The sequence below is a fragment of the Humiphilus diazotrophicus genome (genome assembly GCF_059726315.1).
The window spans coordinates 4,085,145-4,107,681 of record NZ_AP040870.1; the positions used below are offsets into that span (position 1 = coordinate 4,085,145).

The 22,537-nt window shown below is 50.6% G+C and carries 12 protein-coding genes and 1 tRNA gene; 7 read left to right on the top strand and 6 right to left on the bottom strand.

Annotation, left to right across the window (positions count from 1 at the left end; genetic code table 11):
• Positions 1-290 precede the first annotated feature (290 nt).
• On the top strand, positions 291-3,794 hold the full coding sequence (locus AC6I7T_RS17440) for a TonB-dependent receptor (RefSeq protein ID WP_497788659.1): 3,504 nt from the start codon (positions 291-293) through the stop codon (positions 3,792-3,794).
• Between the two features lie 64 nt (positions 3,795-3,858).
• Here AC6I7T_RS17440 and AC6I7T_RS17445 read toward each other — a convergent pair whose 3' ends face one another.
• The gene (locus tag AC6I7T_RS17445; RefSeq protein ID WP_497788660.1) at positions 3,859-5,874 is read right to left on the bottom strand and encodes a DUF8769 domain-containing protein; all 2,016 of its coding nucleotides are present in this window, start codon (positions 5,872-5,874) and stop codon (positions 3,859-3,861) included.
• 123 nt (positions 5,875-5,997) lie between these two features.
• Complete coding sequence (locus AC6I7T_RS17450; protein WP_497788662.1) at positions 5,998-6,927, bottom strand: helix-turn-helix domain-containing protein; 930 nt, start codon at positions 6,925-6,927, stop codon at positions 5,998-6,000.
• Between the two features lie 227 nt (positions 6,928-7,154).
• Between AC6I7T_RS17450 and AC6I7T_RS17455 the strand changes: the two genes are divergently transcribed.
• A complete protein-coding gene (locus tag AC6I7T_RS17455; protein WP_497788663.1) occupies positions 7,155-8,330 on the top strand; it encodes a glycoside hydrolase family 88/105 protein in 1,176 nt (391 codons plus the stop codon).
• Positions 8,331-8,634: 304 nt separating this feature from the next.
• Positions 8,635-12,351: a TonB-dependent receptor gene (locus AC6I7T_RS17460; protein WP_497788665.1), complete on the top strand. Its 3,717-nt coding sequence runs from the start codon at positions 8,635-8,637 to the stop codon at positions 12,349-12,351.
• A 129-nt stretch (positions 12,352-12,480) separates the two neighbouring features.
• Here the strand turns inward: AC6I7T_RS17460 and AC6I7T_RS17465 are convergent, their stop codons facing one another.
• Complete coding sequence (locus AC6I7T_RS17465) at positions 12,481-13,476, bottom strand: EamA family transporter (protein ID WP_497788666.1); 996 nt, start codon at positions 13,474-13,476, stop codon at positions 12,481-12,483.
• A gap of 216 nt (positions 13,477-13,692) precedes the next feature.
• Here AC6I7T_RS17465 and AC6I7T_RS17470 point away from each other — a divergent pair, with 216 nt between their 5' ends.
• A complete protein-coding gene (locus AC6I7T_RS17470) occupies positions 13,693-14,556 on the top strand; it encodes a heparin lyase I family protein (RefSeq protein WP_497788668.1) in 864 nt (287 codons plus the stop codon).
• 95 nt (positions 14,557-14,651) lie between these two features.
• Here the strand turns inward: AC6I7T_RS17470 and AC6I7T_RS17475 are convergent, their stop codons facing one another.
• Positions 14,652-16,334: a glycoside hydrolase family 28 protein gene (locus tag AC6I7T_RS17475; protein ID WP_497788669.1), complete on the bottom strand. Its 1,683-nt coding sequence runs from the start codon at positions 16,332-16,334 to the stop codon at positions 14,652-14,654.
• A 596-nt stretch (positions 16,335-16,930) separates the two neighbouring features.
• Positions 16,931-17,005, bottom strand: a tRNA-Phe gene (locus AC6I7T_RS17480).
• Between the two features lie 810 nt (positions 17,006-17,815).
• Here AC6I7T_RS17480 and AC6I7T_RS17485 point away from each other — a divergent pair.
• Both AC6I7T_RS17485 and AC6I7T_RS17490 read left to right on the top strand, forming a co-directional pair.
• Positions 17,816-19,396, top strand: coding sequence for an adenosine deaminase family protein (locus tag AC6I7T_RS17485; RefSeq protein ID WP_497788670.1), 1,581 nt, complete (start codon positions 17,816-17,818; stop codon positions 19,394-19,396).
• Positions 19,397-19,429: 33 nt separating this feature from the next.
• The gene (locus tag AC6I7T_RS17490) at positions 19,430-20,701 is read left to right on the top strand and encodes a glycosyltransferase (protein WP_497788672.1); all 1,272 of its coding nucleotides are present in this window, start codon (positions 19,430-19,432) and stop codon (positions 20,699-20,701) included.
• A gap of 72 nt (positions 20,702-20,773) precedes the next feature.
• Here AC6I7T_RS17490 and AC6I7T_RS17495 read toward each other — a convergent pair whose 3' ends face one another.
• Positions 20,774-20,974, bottom strand: coding sequence for a cold-shock protein (locus tag AC6I7T_RS17495; protein WP_129207301.1), 201 nt, complete (start codon positions 20,972-20,974; stop codon positions 20,774-20,776).
• A gap of 614 nt (positions 20,975-21,588) precedes the next feature.
• Here AC6I7T_RS17495 and AC6I7T_RS17500 point away from each other — a divergent pair.
• Complete coding sequence (locus AC6I7T_RS17500) at positions 21,589-22,536, top strand: hypothetical protein (protein ID WP_497788674.1); 948 nt, start codon at positions 21,589-21,591, stop codon at positions 22,534-22,536.
• The last annotated feature ends 1 nt before the right edge of the window (position 22,537 follow it).

The following is a 22,537-nucleotide window of genomic DNA, read 5'->3' on the forward strand; positions in this document are numbered from 1 at the left end:
AATTTACATAATTGATCCAGTTCAGCGTTTCTGCAGTATTGGATCGCTGATTAAGACGAGGAGCATAACCATGGCATTTCCCATTTAATTCGGACTTAGAACATTTATAGAAAAGTTGCCCACAGGTAATCGTCAGGATTGCCCACAGGAGAGCTCTGTCCGCAGATATCCGGACAAACCATGATCGAAGAAGAGTTGTTCACTTACCCGGAAATAAGAGTGCTATGTCGAACCCTACTCGTTCACAGGCGCCAAAGAAATTAGGGAAACCTTCAAAGGAGAGCCGCTATATGAATCCAATGCGCCCGTTGCGTTGGGCATTGATTATGCTGCTGATTGCCGTGTTTACGGCAATAGGAGCATCCGCGCAACTTAGTACTGCTACCCTTTCGGGCAATGTTACGGATCAAACCGGTGCCGTTGTCCCAAATGCAACAGTAAAGATCACACAAACGGAAACAAACTTTACTCGTACGGCATTAACAAAGGAAGACGGGTCCTACCATGAGGAGTTTCTTCCGGTTGGACCATATAAAGTGACCGTTACGGCATCGGGGTTCAAGTCTTTGGAGCGGAGTGGCATCGTCCTCTCCGTCATGCAGGATGCAACTCTAAACCTCGCTCTTGAAATCGGTGGGAGTCAGGAAACAGTTAGCGTCACTGCTGACGTACCCCTTGTGAATCTCAGTGATTCCACGCTTGGCTCCATGGTCGATAACCGGCAGATCGATAACCTTCCACTCGTCAACCGTAACGTCGACCGTTTACTACAGCTCATACCTGGAGTCCAGTCCGTTAGTACCGTCAACAACCTCGGATACCAGGAAATCAAGGTACTGGCAAACGGTTCTACAGACGGTTTCGTTGGACAGGTCTCTTACTACCTCGATGGAGGCCTGAATATGACAGGTCTTCGTAACAGTGGCAACCAGACCCCGAATCCCGACGCTGTAAGCCAATTCAACGTTGCTACAAATAATTACAGCGCACAAATGGGTCGCTATTCCTCTGCTGTTGTCAGTGTGATCACAAAGAGCGGAACAAACGATTATCATGGGTCGGCTTTCGAATTCTTCCGTGATCGGAACTTTAATGCGATTGCCCATAATTCCGGAGTGGGCGCCACAAAGAATCCATATAATCAGCATCGTTTTGGCGGAACCTTTGGTGGTCCTATTCGCCGGGATAAAGACTTCTTCTTTGGAAGTGTTGCAGGGCTTCGGTTTATTCAATATGGCAACTACAGTGGCAGCCTTCCCAGCTCCGAACAAATTAAGGGTAACTTCCTGGAGAACATGCCTTCGGCCACTGAACAGGCAAGCTGCACAACCACGCCAACGGCTGATGCAAATACCGCGGTTCACTTCCTGGTTTGCGATCCGACAACCATGAAGCCGTATCTGAATAACAAGCTGCCTCAGGTTGATCCCACTGCCGTCAACATCCTGAATTATCTTGCAAAGAATCTGCCGGAAAAGCAGCCGGCACGATTTGGCGACACCCGCTATACCTATCGCACGCGCTCAGCGTTGCCGGAACAAAATGAAGAGTATCTGATAAAGACCGATCATCAACTCACAGATGCGCATCGTTTGTCTCTCAGCTATTTCTTGTTGGATTACCGGGTTCGCGTGAATCTTGGAGGCCTGACGCAAGTATGGTCGTCCTCTGAATATAAGAATAAGCAGCAGAATGCGAACCTGAGCGATGTCTGGACTATCAGTGCACGTACGATTAACCAATTCTGGGTCAATTACACCCGCCAGTTCGGTGGACGTAATGCCAATCCTTCCGGAACCCTTGCGGATTTCGGCTCCGATTTCGGTGTGGTTGGAACTCCTTCCCGGCCGAATATCAGCGTGGGCGGTGTAGAAGGTTTCACACTTGCTCAGGCCATCACAGGTCCTAAAGCTGGTGCAAATGTTTATGGCGTTCGCGATGTGGTGAGCACAACGCGGGGTAAGCATTCCCTTTATTTCGGTGGCGAAGCAGGCTTGGAGAAGGACTTCCAGCTGAACACTCTCAACAACTACGGCTCGTTCACCTTCTCGACAACCAACGGAAAATCAGCTGCTCGTACCACAAACGCACTCTCCGATTTTCTCGTGGGAACTCCGGCCAACATGGGACAGGATACCGGCCTTTACGCAAACGCCAATTACTTCAATTACGGTCTTTTTGCGCAGGATGACTGGAAAATTCGTCCTAACTTAACCTTTAACGTTGGCATTCGTTATGACTGGCAACAAGCGCCTACGGATAACAGGCGGATGCAGACGAACTTTATCCCTGGCGTGCAGTCGCATGCTTTCAAAAACGTATCCGTCATTGGCCGAAATTCGAATCTAGCCCCCATCGGCATGCTCTTTCCGGGAGATCCTGGAGTACCGAAGGGAGGGGTTTTCACACCGCTCAACCACCTCTCGCCGCGCGCAGGCTTCTCTTATGATCCCTTCAGCAACGGCAAGACTGTGATTCATGGTGCAGCCGGTCTCTTCTTCGGTGGAATCTCAGGTAACGAATGGGAATTCCCCTCGAACTATGCTCCCTATGCAGTGCGCAATAGTGGGTATAACAAAGTTGTTTCCTTAACTCATCCTTATTCGAATGATCCTACGGAATTCCCAACCGGATCGAATCCATATCCAAGCCTGGCGTTCAACTACAAGACGAGCACCGCATCGTTCCTGCCGTTGAATCAGGTAGTAGCTTTCGATCCCCACTATCGCTGGCCATATTCGATCCAACTCAACTTTGGATTCCAGCAGCAGATCAATCGTGGCCTCGCTGTGAGCGTCTTTTATGTTGGCGCTCTGAATCGCAAGAGCCCACTATACAACGACATTAATGGACCGCAGTTCAATGTCACAGCGCAGGGAACAAGCGGCTCCAGCTGCACAGACCTTACAAAGGCTTGTGCCTATGCCAATACCAGCAGCACAATCAATAATCGTCGCCCGCTCAACTCCATGTATGGTGCATCGGCCGCAAGTCCGATCTATAGCAACGTCTGGATTATTCGCTCCAACCAGAATTCCAATTACAACGGAGTTCAGGTCACGATAGAACAGCGGCTTACCCATCGCATTAGTGCGCGTGGCTATTACACCTGGAGTAAAACGCTGCAGAGCAATGCTCTTGATAGCTTGAGTGGGCTAAACGGCACCTTTGTCGATGCGAACTTTCCGCAGCTTGAGTATCGTCAGCGCTCCGATCAGGACCGTCGCCACATGATGACGATGTCATTTGTTTGGAAGCCGGATTACTTTGATGGCGCGAATCGCATCGTTAGAAATGCATTGAATGGCTGGACGATCACTGGGATCTGGACTGCGAATAGCGGTCAGCCGTTTACCGTGACCACCGGCGTGGACAACTACTTCTCCGGAAATGGTAATAATCGTCCCAGCATTATTCCTGGCAAGAAGCCACACGTACTAAATCCCGGTTCCCGTTCCTCGGCCATGAAGCAGTGGTTCGATACATCGGTATACTGCAAGCCTGGAGTCGATGCGGGATGCCCTGGTCTTGGACCCTTGGGACTTCTAGGTAACGAACGTCCCATGCAACTCGACGTGCCTGGATGGAGAAACGTCGACGCCTCCATTGCGCGCGATTTTAAAGTCTATGAGCATATGAGATTCCAACTTCGTGGGGAAGCTTCGAACGTTCTCAACCTTACGAATCTCACCGGCCCGAATACTTCAATGAATAGCAGTAACTTCGGACAGATCACCGGTGGACAAAGCGGAAGCAACCGTATTCTCCAGATTGGAGGCCGTATCCTCTTCTAATCTGGTTATATTGGATTATCTGTTGGGTGGCGCAGGATGTGCCACCCAATTTTTTCAATCAAGTTTACTGGCGACTTTGCGTTTTGAGATCCGTAGGCAAGATCATGTCTTCCGACAAGCGCTCCATCGGGTACGGGGCATCATTGAAGCTAGCCCGATAGGTCATATCCATTTCTGACAGAGGCTTTATCGCAGTACTCGTCTGAATCCCCAGCTTTCCGTCAGGGCTTTGCCATGACAGAATCTCGCTTTCGCCATCTCTCGAAATGTTGTGACGAGTTTGCGCTAATCGCCGGTCGAAGGCCACTAAAGTATCTTTGTCGTCGTTTATATGCAGTCTGAAATCGCATCCGGCTGAGGGAAGTTGATTCCAGTGAATCTCCTTTGCGACTGGCTGTTTCATGAGAATGATCTCGATCTTCATCTGGTCTGACTGACGCTTATATCGGATCTCGGGAGATTCGGAGCCGAAACTAGCCGAAAGCATTTGCAAACCCACCTTTATCGTGCCGGTGTCGATTGCAATTCTGCCGGGAAGCTGAATGCTCATATCGTCTTTTACGATGCCTCTCCCGTTGACAAACAATTTCCAGCTTGGATTCCAGCCGGTCAGAAGAAACTCCAATTTAAGGGAACTAACCATGAAAGCGCCATGCTGAACCCGATCTAGAGAAGGATGCTTATCTCCTCCGTCAGAGCGAAAGCGCACAGCACCTAATACGGAACCTGCGTTCTGCGCGGAATAAAAGAGTGCAGAGCTGAAGTCATAATCATCCTTGAGTACTCGCAACTGCAGAAAACGTGGTGGCCGGGAGGGGCCTCCCCAGTATGCCAAGAGGGGACGGCGTTGAATCCAGAAATCCGACCGGTTTGCCGAGCCCAAAGAGAATGTGGGCGTAAGAAACGTAGTTCCCTCAATGGGAGCGATTTCTGCTGAGTGCGTAGTGGGAACGAGGCTATCCTCCACCTTCATAGCACTCATGAAAACTTCCCGATGCTGATGCCGCCGGGTGGGACCTGCGAAAAGCGGGAGCAACGGCTCCGGGCATTTGTAATCGAGAATAGCTACATTCGACCATTCACTAGGTGCGGATGTCCGGATGTCCTCCCGGCTGAGGAAAGTAAGCCTATTGTTTGTTCCCTTCTGTATCCAAAGTGGTGCCTTAATATCATTGGAATAGGCCCTGCTCATTGGTCCGGCAAGTTGCATTGTCGCAGCGTGCCAATGTTCCCCGATGTGCCGCCATGCACGGTCATGTAATTTGAGGATGATCTCACGGCAAGCTGGATCTTGAATCGACATTGACATGCGAGTCAGATTCTCAATTGTCACGGCCATATAGGTCGGGCTATTGTATTCCGCGAAGCTGCCTTCTTCGTCAACGATTGCGGACAGATGCCGAAGGCGGGCTACAGCATAGCTATTCAGACCAGGATCAGCGAGCAGTTCGGAAGCTGTCAGGGTCACAAATGTCCCCTGAAAGGCGATGTTCGTATAGTAGAGGCTCACATTACGCCTGCGAATGCACTCTGCTGCTGCACGAATTGTTTCCCGCATTTCACTTTTCAGTGCCGAAGGAAGGGCGTTTGGAAAATGCAAGAGTATGTCGAGAAGGATGGCACCATTGAAGTCTGCCCAATTGAAATCGGGAGACCTCATCTTCTCCAGCGGCTCTTCGAGATACCAGCTCCAAAGACCGTAATAGCGGCTGGAGGGATCTTTCACCTGTAGTTCCAGTACTCGTTTCAGGATGTCGACTGCGCGTTGGCGTGAGCCGTCATCCTGCAATCCGAGCAGTGTACAAGCATAGCTCAGCGACTCGCGAGTGGGATGAACCACCATGCTGCGTATATTGGTCTGATAGTTATAGTCAGGCCCGCGACGTGTCTTTAACATCTGCTGCATTGGATCGTAGGAGTGCGCCCAACGATTGGCGATTCCTTTGGAGAGAGCCTCATCCCATTCGCTATTCCATGATTCCGGCTTTTCCGTTTTATCTGCAAGCAGAGGAAACCCACCGGAGAGCTGAGACATGGCAATTCCCCATGCCATCGTTTGCAGCATCTGTCGGCGATTCATTTGCAAAGTACTTGCCCCAACGGAAACCTCCCTGCAAATGCAGTAGAAATGAATTGAGTCATGGGGAGAATACAGGATCCGGTAAAAATTCTGTACTTTTCGATGCTAAGCATAGACCCTGCTCTAGGGTTCTTCCGTCATACGATACTCCCTGGGAGTTCTTCCTACCCATGCACGAAAGACACGATGGAAAAATGTGGCGTCGGAAAACCCACAGGCTTCTGCAATTATGCTGATGCTGTCCGTTGTGGTATGCAGAAGGTTGCAGGCAAGTTCGATTCGACGTCTTTGCACGAATCGCAAAGGACTGATTCCGGTGATCCTATGAAAAATCTTGCGGAATTGGACTTCGCTGAGATGTGCCTTGGAGGCCATTTCTCCTACAGCGAACTCGGGCCGATGCAGATTGGCATCGATATGCTGGAAGACGGGCAGCAATCTTGGAACCTCAGATAAGCAGGAGAGGTTGAGATAGGGCTTTAATTGGGCGGACTCTGTGCGGATTAAATTGAGAAGCGTTGCCAGAACGTCGGCATTCATGACTGCCTGCCAGCCCGGAGCTTTGATGGCAAACTCCCTAGCCAGACGATGAGAGGCCATGGCGTAGATGCTATAGCGATTGCCGCGTACTATGGGCGGCATACCCAGCAGGGTGAACAAATCAATCGCCCCAAAAACGCGAAGATTGAAGTGCACGGCAAAGACGTGAGCCTCAACTTCCTGACTTTGCAGAACACAGTGCTCAAGATCGCGTGGGATCAGAATGAGATCACCAGATTCGAAGCGAAACGTTTGTTGTGGGTCGCCAAGCCAGCCTGTTCCATTTCCCTGTTCGATATAAAACCACATTGAGTCATGGATGACTCGTGGGCCGATCTTCCAGCTCTTTCTCCATTTCCATTCGGTTGCGGAGACGGCTTCGGGTGAGATTGCGTGGATCAGCTGGGTCAATTCTCCTGCGGAGACGTTGGGAATTTCTGCGAAGGATTCAAACGAATCCAACTCGCGAATGAGATCGCCTTCAGCGACGGGAGAAAATATGGCTCGTTTCACGCCTTCGAAAAATACAAGATTTCAAACGTGTTGTCTATAAACAGAGAGCGTTCCATCCTGGATACTCTCTGCATGCCTAGGCAAGAGCAGTTTGGTTCTTCTGTGATCAGAACGCCTTCACCCTACCTCTTTCGCCAGGAAATACGACAGCTTGGTGTCCCTCGGACTGGAACTCAGGGGTCTGAGCTGTGCCCAAATTTCACTTAAGGATGATTACAAGAATAGGTATGAGGCTTCAACTGTTCGTGCTCATGTTGGTCACGGTTATCGGTTTGAATGGACAAAAATTAAGCAGCGCACCGATAGATTCCGATCTGTCAAAGCAAGTAGTGGATTCGATGCTCACGAGAATTCCCGATTCGAAAGCTCTAGGCCCGTGGGAGTACTCCCGAGCTCTCTATCTTTTCGGAATGTTTAGTGTTTATGAACGAACTCATGATCCCCGATATCTCGCCTACATCAAGCAGTGGGCGGACTCTCACATCGATGCGGAAGGCAACATCGACCGGCCTATTGACGCTCTCGATTTCGTTCTACCTGGAAATGTTGCTCTTGCACTTTACGAACAAACTGGCGAACAGAAATATCGACTTGCAGCAGAGAAACTGCGTAAAGTCTTCGAAACATATCCGAGAACTTCGGACGGTGGATTCTGGCACGCGGAAATTCCGAGCCGTCAACATCAGTTATGGCTGGATGGAACGTATATGTCCATGCCGTTTCTCGTTCGTTGCGGACGTCTCTTTGGCGGCGAGAAAGCAGCCAACAAGGAAGCTGTGCGCCAGCTGGTGATTTACAACAAACATCTACGAGCTGCTAGCGGTGGACTGTTCTTGCATGCCTACGATGAAACCGGAACTGCCCCCTGGGCTAATCCCGAAACGCATCAGGCCTCGGTGAAATGGGCACGTGCAATCGGATGGTATGGCATGGCGCTTGTAGATGTTCTGGATGCAATTCCGCAAAATCAACCGGGACGGGGGGAGCTGATTCAGATCGTGCGAGATATGGTGCGCGATTTGTCGCTTTATCAGGACCACTCCACCGGATTGTGGTACCAGGTGGTCGATCAGCCGAAGCTTGCGGGGAATTGGCCGGAGACCTCGAGTTCCAGCATGTTTTCTTACATGATCGATATAGCCGTCAAGCGTGGATATGTTGACAAGAAGTACAAGATAAATGCCGATCGTGGTTACAAAGGGGTTATGTCGGCGGTTTCGCTCGATGCTGATGGTCTCACTAACATTTCGGGTATTTGCGAAGGTACAAACGTAGGAGACTTGAATTCGTATTTGGCGCGCAAGCGAAACATAAACGATTTCCACGGATTAGGCGCATTCCTGTTGATGAATGAGGAACATCAGTTCAACATTTCAGCTATGCAAATAACCCATACCCGGTGATGAAAGATCGGGTTCGGAAACAGACGACATGAGCGTCTAGTAAACCGTTTGGGCATGACAAAGCGATGGCCTTCCCGCACGTGACGGAAGGCCATTCGGTTTTTTGGCAAACTGTCCAGAAAGATGCAGGTTTCGAAAAATCCACAAAATCGAGAACTTAGGCGATTGCCCGTCGTTGTTGCAATTCGCTACTGTCATTGGCGTTTCCAAAAAGTTCCGAATGCTGTATCCGAACTGTTGTGTTTGGAAGAGACGACAGGGTCTCGTTAGCAGAAGAGCTTCAGGAATTTAATTGAGGGGCCAAATGAGAAAGGTATTTCTATTAACGGTGTTGCTGATAGTTGCCTCCATAGTCGGGAGAGCGCAAACCAGCACCGGGACTATCGCCGGCCAGGTATTCGATCCGCAACATGCTGCACTCCCTGGTGCCCGGGTGACCATCAGTGATCCGCAATCGGGGCTGAAGGTGCAACTGGTAACGAATGAGGCAGGTGCCTTTACCGCAGCAGCACTGCCCGCTGGTAGCTATACCGTTGTTGTAGAACACGACGGCTTTGAAAAGTCGATCGTAAACTCGGTACTTGTCGAAATCTCGCGTGTAACCACAACTAACGTGGCGCTCACCGTAGGCACAGTGAACAATGAAGTAGTAGTCACCGCACAAGGCCAGTTGCTTACTCCCAGTTCTTCCAGCCTCTCTGCCACCGTGGAAAAAAGTATTGTTTTGGCCCTCCCCTTTGCTGAGCGCTCCGCCCTCGGGGTTGTGAATCTAGCTCCCGGCGTCCAAGGCGATCCGGAAGAGAACGACGGTGTAGGCAGTGAAAATCCGGGAGCTTTTACTGCACCACAAACACCAGCTGCCTCTTTGTCCATCAGTGGCAGCCGCCCCGGCACCAATTCGCAGCTTGTGGATGGGTTCGATATCACCCTCTCCGGCTATCCTCGCGCAGGTATCACCTTCTCTTCGGAGGCGATCCGTGAAGTAACTGTGCAGGGAAACGGCCTTCCCGCTCAATATGGAAGAACCGGCGGCGGTATTGTGAATCAGGCAACAACCTCCGGTGGTACGGAGTATCACGGTTCATTGAAATGGAGACACCGCGACCCTTTTCTGGAGGCCTGGACTCCTAATACCGGTTCTGCTCCTAATGAGCATCAGAACATGTTTACCATCGCCGTCGGAGGGCCTTTCCCGAAGCCATTCCGCAAGGACCGAACGTTCTTTTTCGTTGCAGTAGAACCACTACGGGATTCCAACCTGACCTATGCTGCACGTCGGCTTTACACTCCGGATGAATTGGCAGGCCGGATGCACAATAGCTATGACCTGCTCAACACCTCGATCCTGAAAAGCCAGGGATACGCGGCTGCTGTTGCTGCCCCGCGCGCCGGGTCTCTCTATTACCAATTTCCATTGAATGCTAATGGATTCCCCTATGGAGGCCGGTATAGCAGTTCGAAGAACTATGTCAAGGTGCCAAATGATGATTTGTCTGCCCAGGTAGCGAGTAATCCGGTAGCGAAATATATCTGGTCTCGTACTCCGAATGCCGCATCGAATCCCGGACCTTACGCCAGGTTCTATTCTCCGGATGGGGCCTATGCTGCGAATGGCACCAATGGTTATGGTGCTCGTGGCGTAAATACCAAAGATAACCGTTACAGTATCCGCATCGATCACATGATCAGTGATAACGACAGAATCTTCATTCGTTACACGAATGTGCCGGTGGATTCAACAAGGTTCGATTTCTATGGACCGGATTCGGAACTCGGAAACGTTCCGGGAGAGAAGATTCACTCGCAGAATGCGGCACTGAACTATGTGCATACCTTTTCCTCCAGAGTGAATGAGTTCCGCATCAGTTATCTACAAACCGATCGTTTTCGCGGTCCCAATCCCGCAGCGATGCGTAAGGACTTTGGTGCTGCACTCGGTTTGACTGCAGCTGTGAAAGGTGCAGGCTTTCCTACTTTTGCCTTTGCAAATAGCGCCTCCAGCATTGGCAGCGGCGGCAATATTACCGACGGAGGCCGCAGCATGGACGTGAACTTCGGCGTTGGCGATGACTTCTCGATGCTCATAGGAGCTCATTCGCTTAAGTTCGGTGGAGAGTATCGCGCACTGCAACTCAATCGTCTGGATGTTTCCGATCTCTACGGCGGCCAGTATGCAAATTCCGCTAGTTATACCAATAGCGGCTCGTCCGGTGGTAGCGCGATTGCATCGTTTGATCTTGGAATCATAAGTTCGCTCACACTTCGTCAGTCCCAGCCTTATTACTATCGCTGGAAGTACGGTGCTTTGTATTTCCAGGACGATTGGAAGGTGAGCAGAAATCTGACTCTAAATCTCGGCCTCCGCTACAATCTGGAAACTCCACGCATGGAAAAGTACAACATCCAGGGGAGCTTCATTACAACAGGTACAGGTTCGCTCAATGGTACAACGGCAACGGGTGGTTTTGCGTATTCCGGAACCAATGGATTGACGCGTACGTTGTGGCCTGTTAATTACAAGGGCTTCGAACCACGTATTGGCTTTGCTTATCAACCACGTAATTTCATGACCGTGCGTGGTGCTTATTCACTGATACACACGCCGCTTACCGGAATCTCAAACTCCGTTGTTCCGGATTTAGCAGGTTCAACCTCAAGTATCGGCACCAACGGAACCGGAGGCGCAAATCCGAATTACTGGGTGAACTTTGTAACCAACCCGGTGGCATCGGCCTCCTTACCTGTACGCGCAAAGCAGACCTCAACGATGATTGAGAGTTGGAATGCATCGACATTTCTTCCCTACATCGAGCAAACCAGCTCTGTTCCTTATGTGCAACTATGGTCGGCCTCTTTACAGTTCCAGGTAGGACCCAAGACCATGATCGAAGTAGATTATGCCGGTCAGAAGGGAACTCACCTCTATAACACGCCTAGAGCGATTAATGACCCAAGTATGGGAACCCTGATCTCTTTGATCCAGTCCCATGCCAACTTTAACTCGACAAATTACACCAAGAACCAATACGGCAACTCCGAGTCACTCTATCAGTCTCTGCGTCCGTATCAGCAGTTCTATAACAACAACATCAGAACGGCTTATGAGCGTCATGCTGCTTCCAGCTACAACGGCTTTTATCTGAATGGACGGCATCAGGTGGGTTTCGGAATTACCTTCATTGGAAGCTTCACCTGGGCGAAATCAATGGATAATGCATCGGCTGGAGAGTTGGACAACATTTACACCGATGCATTCGGCTTCGCCTATCCTCAGACCCCTTATACCCTCGATCAGGAATGGTCTCTCTCGACCTTCGATATTCCGACAAAGACTTCAGCGGCATATGTTTGGAATCTGCCCTTCGGAAGGAACCAGCATTTCGCAGGCTCGGTACCACGTTGGATGAATGTCCTGATTGGCGACTGGTCGACTTCGGGCCAGGTAAATATGCAATCCGGATATCCTTTGTGGATAACGGCGGGCAATGGGACTTCCTCTGGATATTTCATTTCAACTCCAGCGGGTGGAGTTCCCGGAGCTAATGGCTCAGCCGTTGCCGATATTTATCTGCGGCCCAATATTGTTCCGGGCGCGCCTCTCTATAAGAAGAGTTGGCGTAAAGATCCATTCGGCAACACGAGCAATGGGGGCATTATCAACCCCGATGCTTTCTCGATGCCCGGATCTCTAGACAATCCTCAATTGGGAACGGCACCACGGACTCTCGGTGGCGCACGCAATCCAAGAACTATTTATTGGAATGCGAGCTCACGTAAGAATTTCCATCTGACAAAGGAGCGCGTGACATTGCAGTGTTGGGCTGACATGATCAATGTCATGAATCACCCCAACTATTTCTTGGGCGGAAATCAACCAAATCAACGTGCGGTATTCGGGAGTCTCGATACCGCAGCTGGAAGTGCTACTTATGGACAGTATCTTAAGAACTCCAGCTTCGGTATAGCTTCTACCGTGTCGGGAACACGCAACACATCTCTCGGTGTTGCTCTACGCTTCTAAAGTAAACGGGAGTGTGCGTAAAAGCACACTCCTGCTCCTTGATTTCAGCTTTATTTTTTAGAGGAAGGGTGGGATGCAGAGATCCTGGCTATCCCACCCGCACCCTATCCAGAACAGTTCTCCAGAGCTTCAGTCCGAATGTTTTTGTAGCAGCAGGACAACGGCTATTCCGATGGCCAGAAGAGAAGCGAAGATTTGCTGCGAAGCTGTAAATGGCAGGTAGAGCATCAACGCGCCAACGAGAAGTACACATGCGGCGAGCAGACGTTGACGGATAGCCTTCTCCTTGAAAAAGAACCAACCTGAAAGAACAGCAAGAAGCATTCCTGAACGTTTAATAGATACAGTCACAACTGCTTCTATATGACTCATGGCCGATAAATAGAGCAGCAGTGTCATCGTATCGATTAAGCCCGCCAAGATCAGCCAACGCCCGCGAAAGCTCTTTGCCTCAACTGGCTTTTGATGTGAAACAAACCAGACAGGCGAAATGAAGACAAAGCACATGATCGCATAAGACCAGGCATAACTAAGTGGATTCGAGAATGCCACGAGTTTTTTGTCGATGGCATTGGTGATTGCCATGACAAAGCTCGCGCCGAGCATATATCGGCTTCCACGTTCCTGGAAAGCTCCCTTAAGAGTAGCCAACAATCCTCGATGAAAGTTCTCCGCATGAAGAAGCAAAGAACCTAAAACAATGAAAAACACTCCGACGGAAGTGGACAAATGCGGCTTATGGCCGGAGATGAGAGAGTCCGTAGCAAGCAGGAACAACGGGGTAAAGGCAAGGAAAGGGATCGTCAGGGATAGCGGAGAGATTTGAATGGCTCTGTAGTAAAGGAGGATCGAACAACTGACGAGAAAAGTCCCTATTGCAAGATAGAACAGGTAGGTCCAGGTTGCTGTAGCTGGAGCGAACAGCTGGAAGAGACTGTGCTGCTCCATCGAAGCGCCTCTCAACAAGAGGCATACAGTCAGCAGAGACGCAACTGTAAGTCGGATAATGACGATGGAGCGGAGAAATTCTCGCTTATCCAAAGCTTTTTTGGAGACAGTATCCATCATGACGTTGGAAATGGATGCCGCCGTCACAAACGCTAGCCCTTCTGTAATCGATGTCATGAAGTCTTCATTGTAGCGGCCGCATTCTTTGAATGCACTGGCCGTGAGTGGCTCTGCTGTCAATTGGCAGCACTCAGTCCTAAAAGCGGAATAACCAGTGTCCTCGCGTAATTCTTCGCTTCAGAAAATGCAAAAGAAAGAGTGTGTCGTCCATTGTTCACGTTTTGTTTCCGACGATATCGTGGGCGGCGCGGAACAAGAAAGGATAAGCAAAGAATGGACAAATTTCTTCGAGTGCTGATACCGGTACTTTTTGGCGCTTCACTCTCGGCTCACGCAACTCTATACCGGCATATCAGCGCAGAAACAAGTAGTCCTGAGAATGCAATGATTCAGGCCGATGGAAGCTTGGTCGAAAATAGCATTACATATCCATGTATCTATAAACCTACTCCTCAAGCCTCCTGGGTATTGACGCCCTGGATAAGCTCTATAGAAGCGTATAAAGGCTCCCATTCCATTGGCATGGAAATAGATGCACAAACGCCTACCAGTTCCGGAGATGTGGATAAGGTGAATCATCGCATCTCTTCCGGTAATGACAGCTTTGCCTTGACCTTTGGAGCAAAGCGCTATACCGGATTTGCCGTTAAGTTACCTCATGCGGATTTCGATATTCCCACGGCAGGTCTCATGATTGCGCAATGGTGGCAGGGATCTCCGTATGGGCCTCCGGTGCGGCTTGAGGTAACGAATGCTACTGCGGATATGGTGACATATGAGATATGGGTCCTGAACAATGACACGCTTGGAAATCCTTCCGCTACACCAATTCGCATTCCTGGAGGGACTATTCCTTTCGATCAGTGGACCACGTTCGTGGTTATGTTGATTCCCGACTATAACGGCAACGGCCAGATTAAGGTCTGGCAAAACGGCAGTCAGGTCGTGTACTGGACAGGTAAGGTTGGCTATGATCCCAGCACCATACCTTATAAGAATCCACCCAGTGGAACCAACTATCCGAACCAGGCATTCGATGTCTTTTATGGGCCTTATCGGAACCGCCAAGAGACAAAGCAGCAGATGTTCTTCGATGAGATCAAGTTTGCAAGCACATATAGCGAGGCACTTCCTTGATGCTTTTCACCACTGTGAACGATCTGTGAGAACTTTTTCTGAACCCAAGGAGGTTTATGAGTATTGCTTCCTTGGGTCCTTCTTCTGGGAATGTTCTAGGAGATATTTCCGGAGAGTGTGACAGCGGATTTATGCACCTCGTCTGTTTGTGATACGGGACGAGAGTTGCTTCTCAAATCGCATCCACTCAGTAGTACATTGGAAGTCTCGGAGCCACCTAGCTTGAGATAGCTCGAGGCTCGGTGGGGAGCTTTCCCATCACGTATCCAACAATTTTGTACATTTTGAAGAGAGATAACAGGGGAATCATTCTCTTGTTCAGGGACACGCAATGCAGTGACTTCAAGATTCTTGACATCCTCGCAGACTATGGCTGGGCGCTGCTCCAGATTTCCGCTGCTCAATATAAAGTCGCGGATTCTGAGCTCCTGAACATGCCGGCAGTAGAGACCGTAGGCTGGTAAGCGTCCGAACATCCGCGCTTCCGGATATTTTTGAGGCAGCTCCGGTATCTCCAGATTTGCCCACTCGCGCTTTCCGTTTTCCGCGGAGTCGATACGGATATTCGACAGTGTGACATCTTCAATTGGAAAGCCGGAGAGCCCCGTGATAGAGCTGGTGAGAATTGATTCAGTGGCCTGAATGTCGCTGATCATGACTCTTTTTAGATATCCTGGTTTCCCGCTAGCACCAGGAGTGCGATTACCAAGGCGCATGAATAGAGGCGTTCGTGTGCGCCGCATCTGAATTCCCAGAATGTTGACGCTATCGATCCAGCCTCCATCTACTACTTCGATAGCAATTCCGGAGATCACGCGTGCGTTCAAATCAACATCGTCATTGAAGATTACGGAATTTGAGAATGCGATGCTTTCAAAGCCGCCATTGGTTCGCGTGCCAATCTTGAAAGCATTGCAACAGCAACTCAGGATGCAGTTTGTGACAACGATATTTTTTGTAACAGGAACAGTATTGCCATAAGGGTTTTCGCTCTTCAGGCAGATGGCATCATCCCCTGTGTCGATGAATGAATTGGCGATGAACACGTTTTGAGAATTGGATATGTCGATACCGTCGGTGTTTGGTCCGATGATCGGATTCTTGATCGCAATTCCGTCTACTACAACCTGATCACAGTTGATCAAGCGCATCGTCCAGCCTGACGAGTTCTCAATCCGAACCTGTTCAAGGCGCAGACGCTTGCATCCAACGAACTCCAGCATAGGGGAGACCCGGTGCATCGGCTTCCAATCGTAAGTTGCTACGTCTTGCCAATGCTGTTCAGGTGGGAGTGGATTTCTTCCTGACGGTTTCCAAAAAGCAGGGCCCTGGCCGTTGATGAGTCCTGACCCAAGAATGCTCACGTTCTCTGCATTCTTGGCAAAGATAAGATGTCTTTGTCCTGCGTCGCTTTCCAGTGCCGGGCCTAGTTGTGGCGTATATTGTGCAAGATCTTTGCTCCCGAGAATGACTGAGCCAGCTTCGAGATAAAAGGTGACATTGCTTTTTAGAACAATGGTTCCGGAGAGATAAGTCCCCGGACGTAGATAGACGATTCCTCCGCCTTGTTGCTCACAAGCATCAATGGCTGCATTGATAGCCGGCGAGTCAAGAGTTTTGCCGTCTCCCTTTGCTCCAAATTGAGATGGCTCCAGAATTGGCAAGGAATGGGTTGTCTGGTTCTTTGTTCTCGAGGCGGCGTACATTGGAGCCTCAGAAAAAGCAATTGAAGTAATCAGTCCTGTGCTTAACGTTTGTAAAAGGTTACGGCGATCCATGATATCTCTCTAGAGGTGCTCAGTAGAAAGGAGTCATTCCCTGGGAGATTTGTTGTTGGAGCGGATGTGCCGGACTAGATATGCTCAAAAAGAGCTTGTATCCTGCTCGCCGATGAATCTCCGCCAACGCACAGACAAGAAATCAACTCACTATTCGAAGAGAATTCCTACCTTGAAGTAGATATGAGATAGATCGAATGGGAAATACAGGATATGGTGAAAATCCTGGACTTTTCGATGCTCTTGAAACCTTGTTCCAGGTCGTGCTTCAGGGATGGACGACGACAAAACCATTCCGATTCCCGCTGTAGATTTCAGAAAACAAGTTCGCAGGAAACGATCCGTCTGCTGACCTTTGCTGGGACTTTCGGCAACGAAATATGGCGGGTTGTGAAGTGATGCATTGCTCGCCCCCAATTCAGAAACATTCTGTGCAGATTCGGAGAAGCACCGTTGACGATCGGCATCATTCCCACCTCTGCGGGTCTTAAGTTTTGCAGCACGATCTCCTTCGGCCTGAAGCGAGTGAGGGAAGATGCGTGACAGGGCAAAAAGCCTATGTATCTTTTCGAGCAAATTCTGATGAGGAATCTAAATGGTGGCCAGAGACGGGATCGAACCGCCGACGCCGGCCTTTTCAGGGCCGCGCTCTACCACTGAGCTATCTGGCCTTCCGTGGAAGGAAAAGCGCCTTTGAGGGCACTTTCAAGATCGTTTGCGTTGCGCGTGTAGGAATTGGCCTAGCCGGGAGGAGGACTCCTCGGCGCACTGCCGCGACAAACAACCAGAGCTAGTATAGCAAGCGTTCCGCTCTCCGCCAAACTGTACCCCGAAAAGAAGTTTGGCGGCATTTTCGAGCGTGGAACCTGTTCCGATCCGATGCTGTGGAAAACTACAGATTCAACAAATCTGCCATAGCCGGCTGCCATCGCAAATTCCTGGGGATATTCCTCCCCAGGCTATTTGTAGGCTATATAACAAGCGGGTTCCGAATCCTTTTGGGGTACACAGGAGAATCCTACGACGGTACCGGAGATATAACTGCCTCCATAAAGTGAAACTTTGTCTACAGAGATCCTGTTCGATTCAGCTTTGACTGTTGTTTGGTGTCCCGACATTACGCCGAGAAAAAATCCGGCCATTCCGGCCCCGCAGATTGATATCATCCGTTTCGTAAACACTTCTGCCTCTGTCAAACAGCGAATTTGTTCGTGCTTCGCTGGCGTGGATCCGGATAGATCCTTCCAGAGATAAGACGAACAACTCCATATCGGCTGTGACGAAACATCGTTTATCCGGTGTCCTCCAGAGGGACGGCTCTCCCCCTTCGCAATGTGGACCTATGTTCGAAGACGAAAATATCCGGTTGATCTCCGAATCGAAGATATTCCATAAACGAAAACTCAACGCCACTCGGCTATAGTTGTGATCACCTGAGATTTGCAAATCTAGGTGTGAAATTCGGAAGGACGAGGTAGACGGTGAAATTTTTGGCGGACGTAAGGTGTAAGTGGGTATTGGGATCTTTGCTGACCCTGGCTTGTATTTCTTCTGGAGTTGCGCAGCCGGTCCCCGTTGTCGGTAAAGTCTCGCCGACGTCCGAAGCCCGCGCCGAACGTGCACTTGAAGCAGCTCGTAAGCAAGGACCTCTGGCGGTTCATGCCTTCATGGCGGCTATGCCGAAAGGAGCCGACCTCCATGTACACCTTTCCGGAGCAGTTTATGCCGAATCGTTCCTCCGTGCTGCTGGAGAGGATGGCCTGTGTGTCGATCCTCAGACCCTCAGCTTTGCAAAACCGGTGAACGGCGGGTGCGGAGAAGGAAAGGTTAGCGCCAAGAGTGTCACCGCGAATCAGCACCTCTATGACCAGTTGATCGACTCCTTTTCTATGAGGACATTTGTTCCCAGTACTGGAATCTCTGGGCACGATCACTTCTTCGATACTTTCGACAAGTTCTCCGGCACCAGTAAGACACATACCGGCGAGTGGATCGATGAGGTGGCTACCCGCGCCGCCGCGCAGAATGAGCAGTATCTGGAGCTGATGGTGACCCCGGGCTTCGGTCACACGGCAGCTCTGGCAAAACAGATCGGATATAACTCGGACCTGGCGCAGTTTCGCAAGGCGCTCCTCGATGCGGGTTTAAAGGATGATGTGGCTGTTGCCACGCAAGAGATCAAGGATGCAGAAGAGATACGCTGCCGTCTTGAGCACTGTGGCACTCCGGAGGCGACTCCTGCTGCCAAAGTTGAAATACGGTTTCTCTATCAGGTACTGCGCGCCTTCCCAAAAGCACAGGTCTTTGCCCAAACATTGCTGGGCTTCGAAGTAGCTTCGGCGAACAAGAGCTTTGTCGGAATCAATTATGTTCAGCCGGAAGACAACTATACCGCGATGAACGATTATCGCGAACACATGCGGATGATCGAGTATCTGCACTCGGTCTATCCCGAAGTGAAGATCAGCCTTCATGCCGGAGAGCTCTCTCCGGGGATGGTGACTCCTGACGGCCTGAGCTTCCACATTCGCGAAGCCGTTGAGAAGGCACATGCCCTCCGTATCGGCCATGGCGTCGACGTGATGTATGAAAACCGTCCTTACGATCTGCTCAAAGAGATGGCTGAAAAGCATGTCATGGTTGAAATTAATCTGACCAGTAACGACGTGATCTTGGGTATCAAGGGGGAGGATCATCCCCTCCCGCTCTATAGAAAGTTCCATGTTCCGGTGGCCCTTTCCACCGACGATGAGGGCGTTTCCAGGATCGATTTAACGCACGAGTATGACCGTGCGGTCATGGAGTTTCATTTGAGCTACTCCGATTTGAAAGATATGGTTCGTACCGGTCTTGAGCACAATTTCCTTCAAGGGAAAAGCCTCTGGCGATCTGAAGACAACTTCCGCAATCCCCAGCCGGAATGCGCACAGCAAGCTCTGGGAGCGGAAAAGCCAGCTGCTGCCTGCCAGAAGTTTTTGGATAGCAGTGAAAAAGCCCGTCAACAATGGGAGCTTGAGCGACGGTTTCGCGTATTCGAAGCGGGTGCATTTCCTCTCAACTAGAGCGAGAGAGATAACATTAAGAAAAGGAATGCCTTGCGGATCGTTCTAACCAATATTGGTACGTACGGGGATATCCACCCCCTGATTGCCTTGGCGCTGGAGCTAAAGCGCCGGGGTCATTCTCCAGTTCTGGCAGCTCCGAATCTTTATCGCATCAAGGTGGAATCTCTCGGTCTGGAATTTCACGCCATTCGGCCGGATATCGACGCAACCGATAATGTCCTGGCAGAGATGATCTACGACCTTAAGAAAGGAACAGAACGTGGTTTGCGTGAGTTCCTTTTCCCGAAGTTGCGAGAGACCTATGAGGACCTGCTGGCAGCCGTGAAAGCGGGTCCGGGCGCCGACCTCATATTAATAGGAGAGATGGTGTATGCCGGACCGATCGTCGCGGAAGTGACCGGCATTCCCTGGGCCTCTTATGTATTAGCGCCGATCTCCTTTTTCTCGGCCTATGATCCCCCGGTGCTGCCACCCTATCCGGCCTTGGCTGCAATCGAATCTTTTGTTCCTGGCTTTGGCCATGTCATAGCTCATGTGGCACGTTGGACGACCCGGAATTGGCCGGAGCCGATTTACCGGTTACGGGCGGAGGTGGGATTAGGAAGGGGAGCAGATCCTATTTTCGATGCCAAGCATTCTCCGCGACTGGCTCTGGCGATATTTGCGTCGATTTTGGGCAAGCCCCAACCGGATTGGCCTTCCTCGGCCTTACAGACCGGCTTCGTGTTCTATGACGAAGATACCGGCAGTCACGACCTGACGCCGGAGCTCGAAGCGTTTTTGCAGGAGGGTGAGCCTCCCCTGGTCTTTACTCTGGGCTCGGCAGCAGTTCTAACGGCGGGGGATTTCTACCAGCAGAGTGCCTTGGCCGCAAAGGCACTGGGTCGTCGCGCGGTTTTGCTCATTGGCTCCGATCCAAGAAACATACCAAGCTGCGGACCCTCCAAGGATCTGTGTATTGCGAACTATGCGCCATATTCGAAGATCTTTCCCCGGGCGTCTTTGATTGTGCACCAGGGAGGGGTCGGTACTACCGCCCAGGCTCTGCGGGCAGGAAAACCCATGGTCATCATGCCTTATAGTCACGACCAGCCCGATAACGCTCGAAGAATGAAGCGCCTGGGGGTATCCCAGACTATTCCGCGCAAGCACTACACGGCGGAACGGGCGACGCGAGTGATTCGGCAGCTTCTTGAAGATCCAACGTACGGAGAGCGGGCCTTGGCGGTCAGTCGTCAGATCTCCGGAGAAGAGGCATTGCGTCTGGCCTGCGATGCTTTGGAAAAAGCTGCGAAGTCTTAAATTGGTTCCAAAGAGAAAGGGCGGGATTAATCCCGCCCTTTCTCTTTGGTGATCGTAACGATTCCTTCCAGCTTATAGAGGCTGAACATCTGCAGCCTGCCAACCCTTCGGTCCCTTTACGACGTTAAATTGCACAGCTTGGCCTTCCTGCAGACTCTTAAAGCCATTGGAGTTGATGGCGGAGTAGTGCACGAAGACATCTTCGCCGTTCTGGCGCGAGATGAAGCCATAGCCCTTCGCGTCGTTAAACCACTTTACGGTACCTTGTTCCATGATGTTGCTTTTCCTGGATTGAATTGCGCTGGAGTGAATCGGAGCCACAGCTGGCAGAAACTTGCTATCCCGTTTCTACAGATTCGATCCAAGACCGGCTGTCGGAACGGGGAAGAGGGCGAGAACTGCACTTGCCCGGTTCGGTTCTAACGCGCCTTTAGTCTAGCAGATTTGGGCAGTTGCGATGAAAAAATTGATCGGAATACGAGATAAGCGTCTATGACGCCTGTCACATATGTTTCGTGATATATACCGTAATACGGTACGATAGCTTGAGGTATTTTCCTGCTCCGGGAAGGCACAATTTGCCGAGCGTGTTTTCGACCGTGCCATAAAATCCTGAATTTGAGGGAGTGATTCTCCAGGAAAGACTCAGAATAGTGATGGGGCGCACAGGCGCCTGAGAGTCGAAAGAAAAGATAATAATTTTCTCCAGGGAAATCGCTTAGATTTGGATATTGTTGTATGGACAATAAAAGTGAGAATTGGGATGGGGGTCCTGATGTCAGCTCACTTTTGGATGAATGAGCCGCCGGATGTAGCTTGCCTCTGGAATGAGAAGAAAGAGCTGTAGAGGTTCCGGGGGAAATTCGGTTGGTGATTTAGGAGTCATCTTGAGAGTTACAGAAGCAGTTTCGAATGAAAACGTTATCTTGAGCGATGGCCCCCTCTCGCTTCAGGTTTTACCCGCTTTGGGTGCGAAATTGTCTTCTCTCCGTTATGCCGGGATCGAGCTACTACAACAACCTTTGGCGCCCTATGCTCCCAGAACGCGTGAGATGGGATTTGAGGAAAGCGATGCCAGTGGTTTTGACGAATGTCTCCCTTCTGTTGCTGCCTGTCAGATCGATACTCCTGCGGGAAAGATCTCGGTTCCCGATCATGGCGATTTCTGGAGAATTTCCTGGAACTGGGAACAGACGGGGCCAAACGAAATTCTTCTGGAGGCACAAGGTTTTTCTCTCCCGATTCTTTTCCGGAAGCGGATTCGATTGGAAAAGAATGCAGTGCATCTTCTCTATGAAGTGAAGAACACCGGGATGACTCCTTGTTCTTACCTATGGTCCGCCCATCCGCTCTTTACCGTAGATGCTGGGGACCGGATCGTTCTGCCATCTGCTGTCAAGGAGCTTTCAATCGAGGGTTCGGGCAGCGGACGTCTGCAAGGCAAGACGTGCTCCTGGTCGGTTGCGAAGACCGGTGACGGAGGGGCAACCGATCTCAGCATTGCCGGAGCTGCCTCGGATGGAATAGGTGACAAGCTGTTTGCTTCCATGCCCGATAGCGGCTGGTGTGCTCTGGAACGTCTTCAGAAAGATCTTCGCGTAGAAGTAAAGTTCAATCCTGCCACGACCCCTTATCTGGGTCTATGGCTCTGCTATGGCGGATGGCCGGCAGGACACGATGTTCGCCAATATTGTGTGGCATTGGAGCCGTGTATGGCTCCTGCTGATTCTCTAGCACAGGGAGCCCAATGGGCTCATTCGCTAACACCCGGTCAATCGGAGAGCTGGCCGCTAACCATTAGCCTTTTACCTTTAGGCGCTAACCCAAAGAGATAAA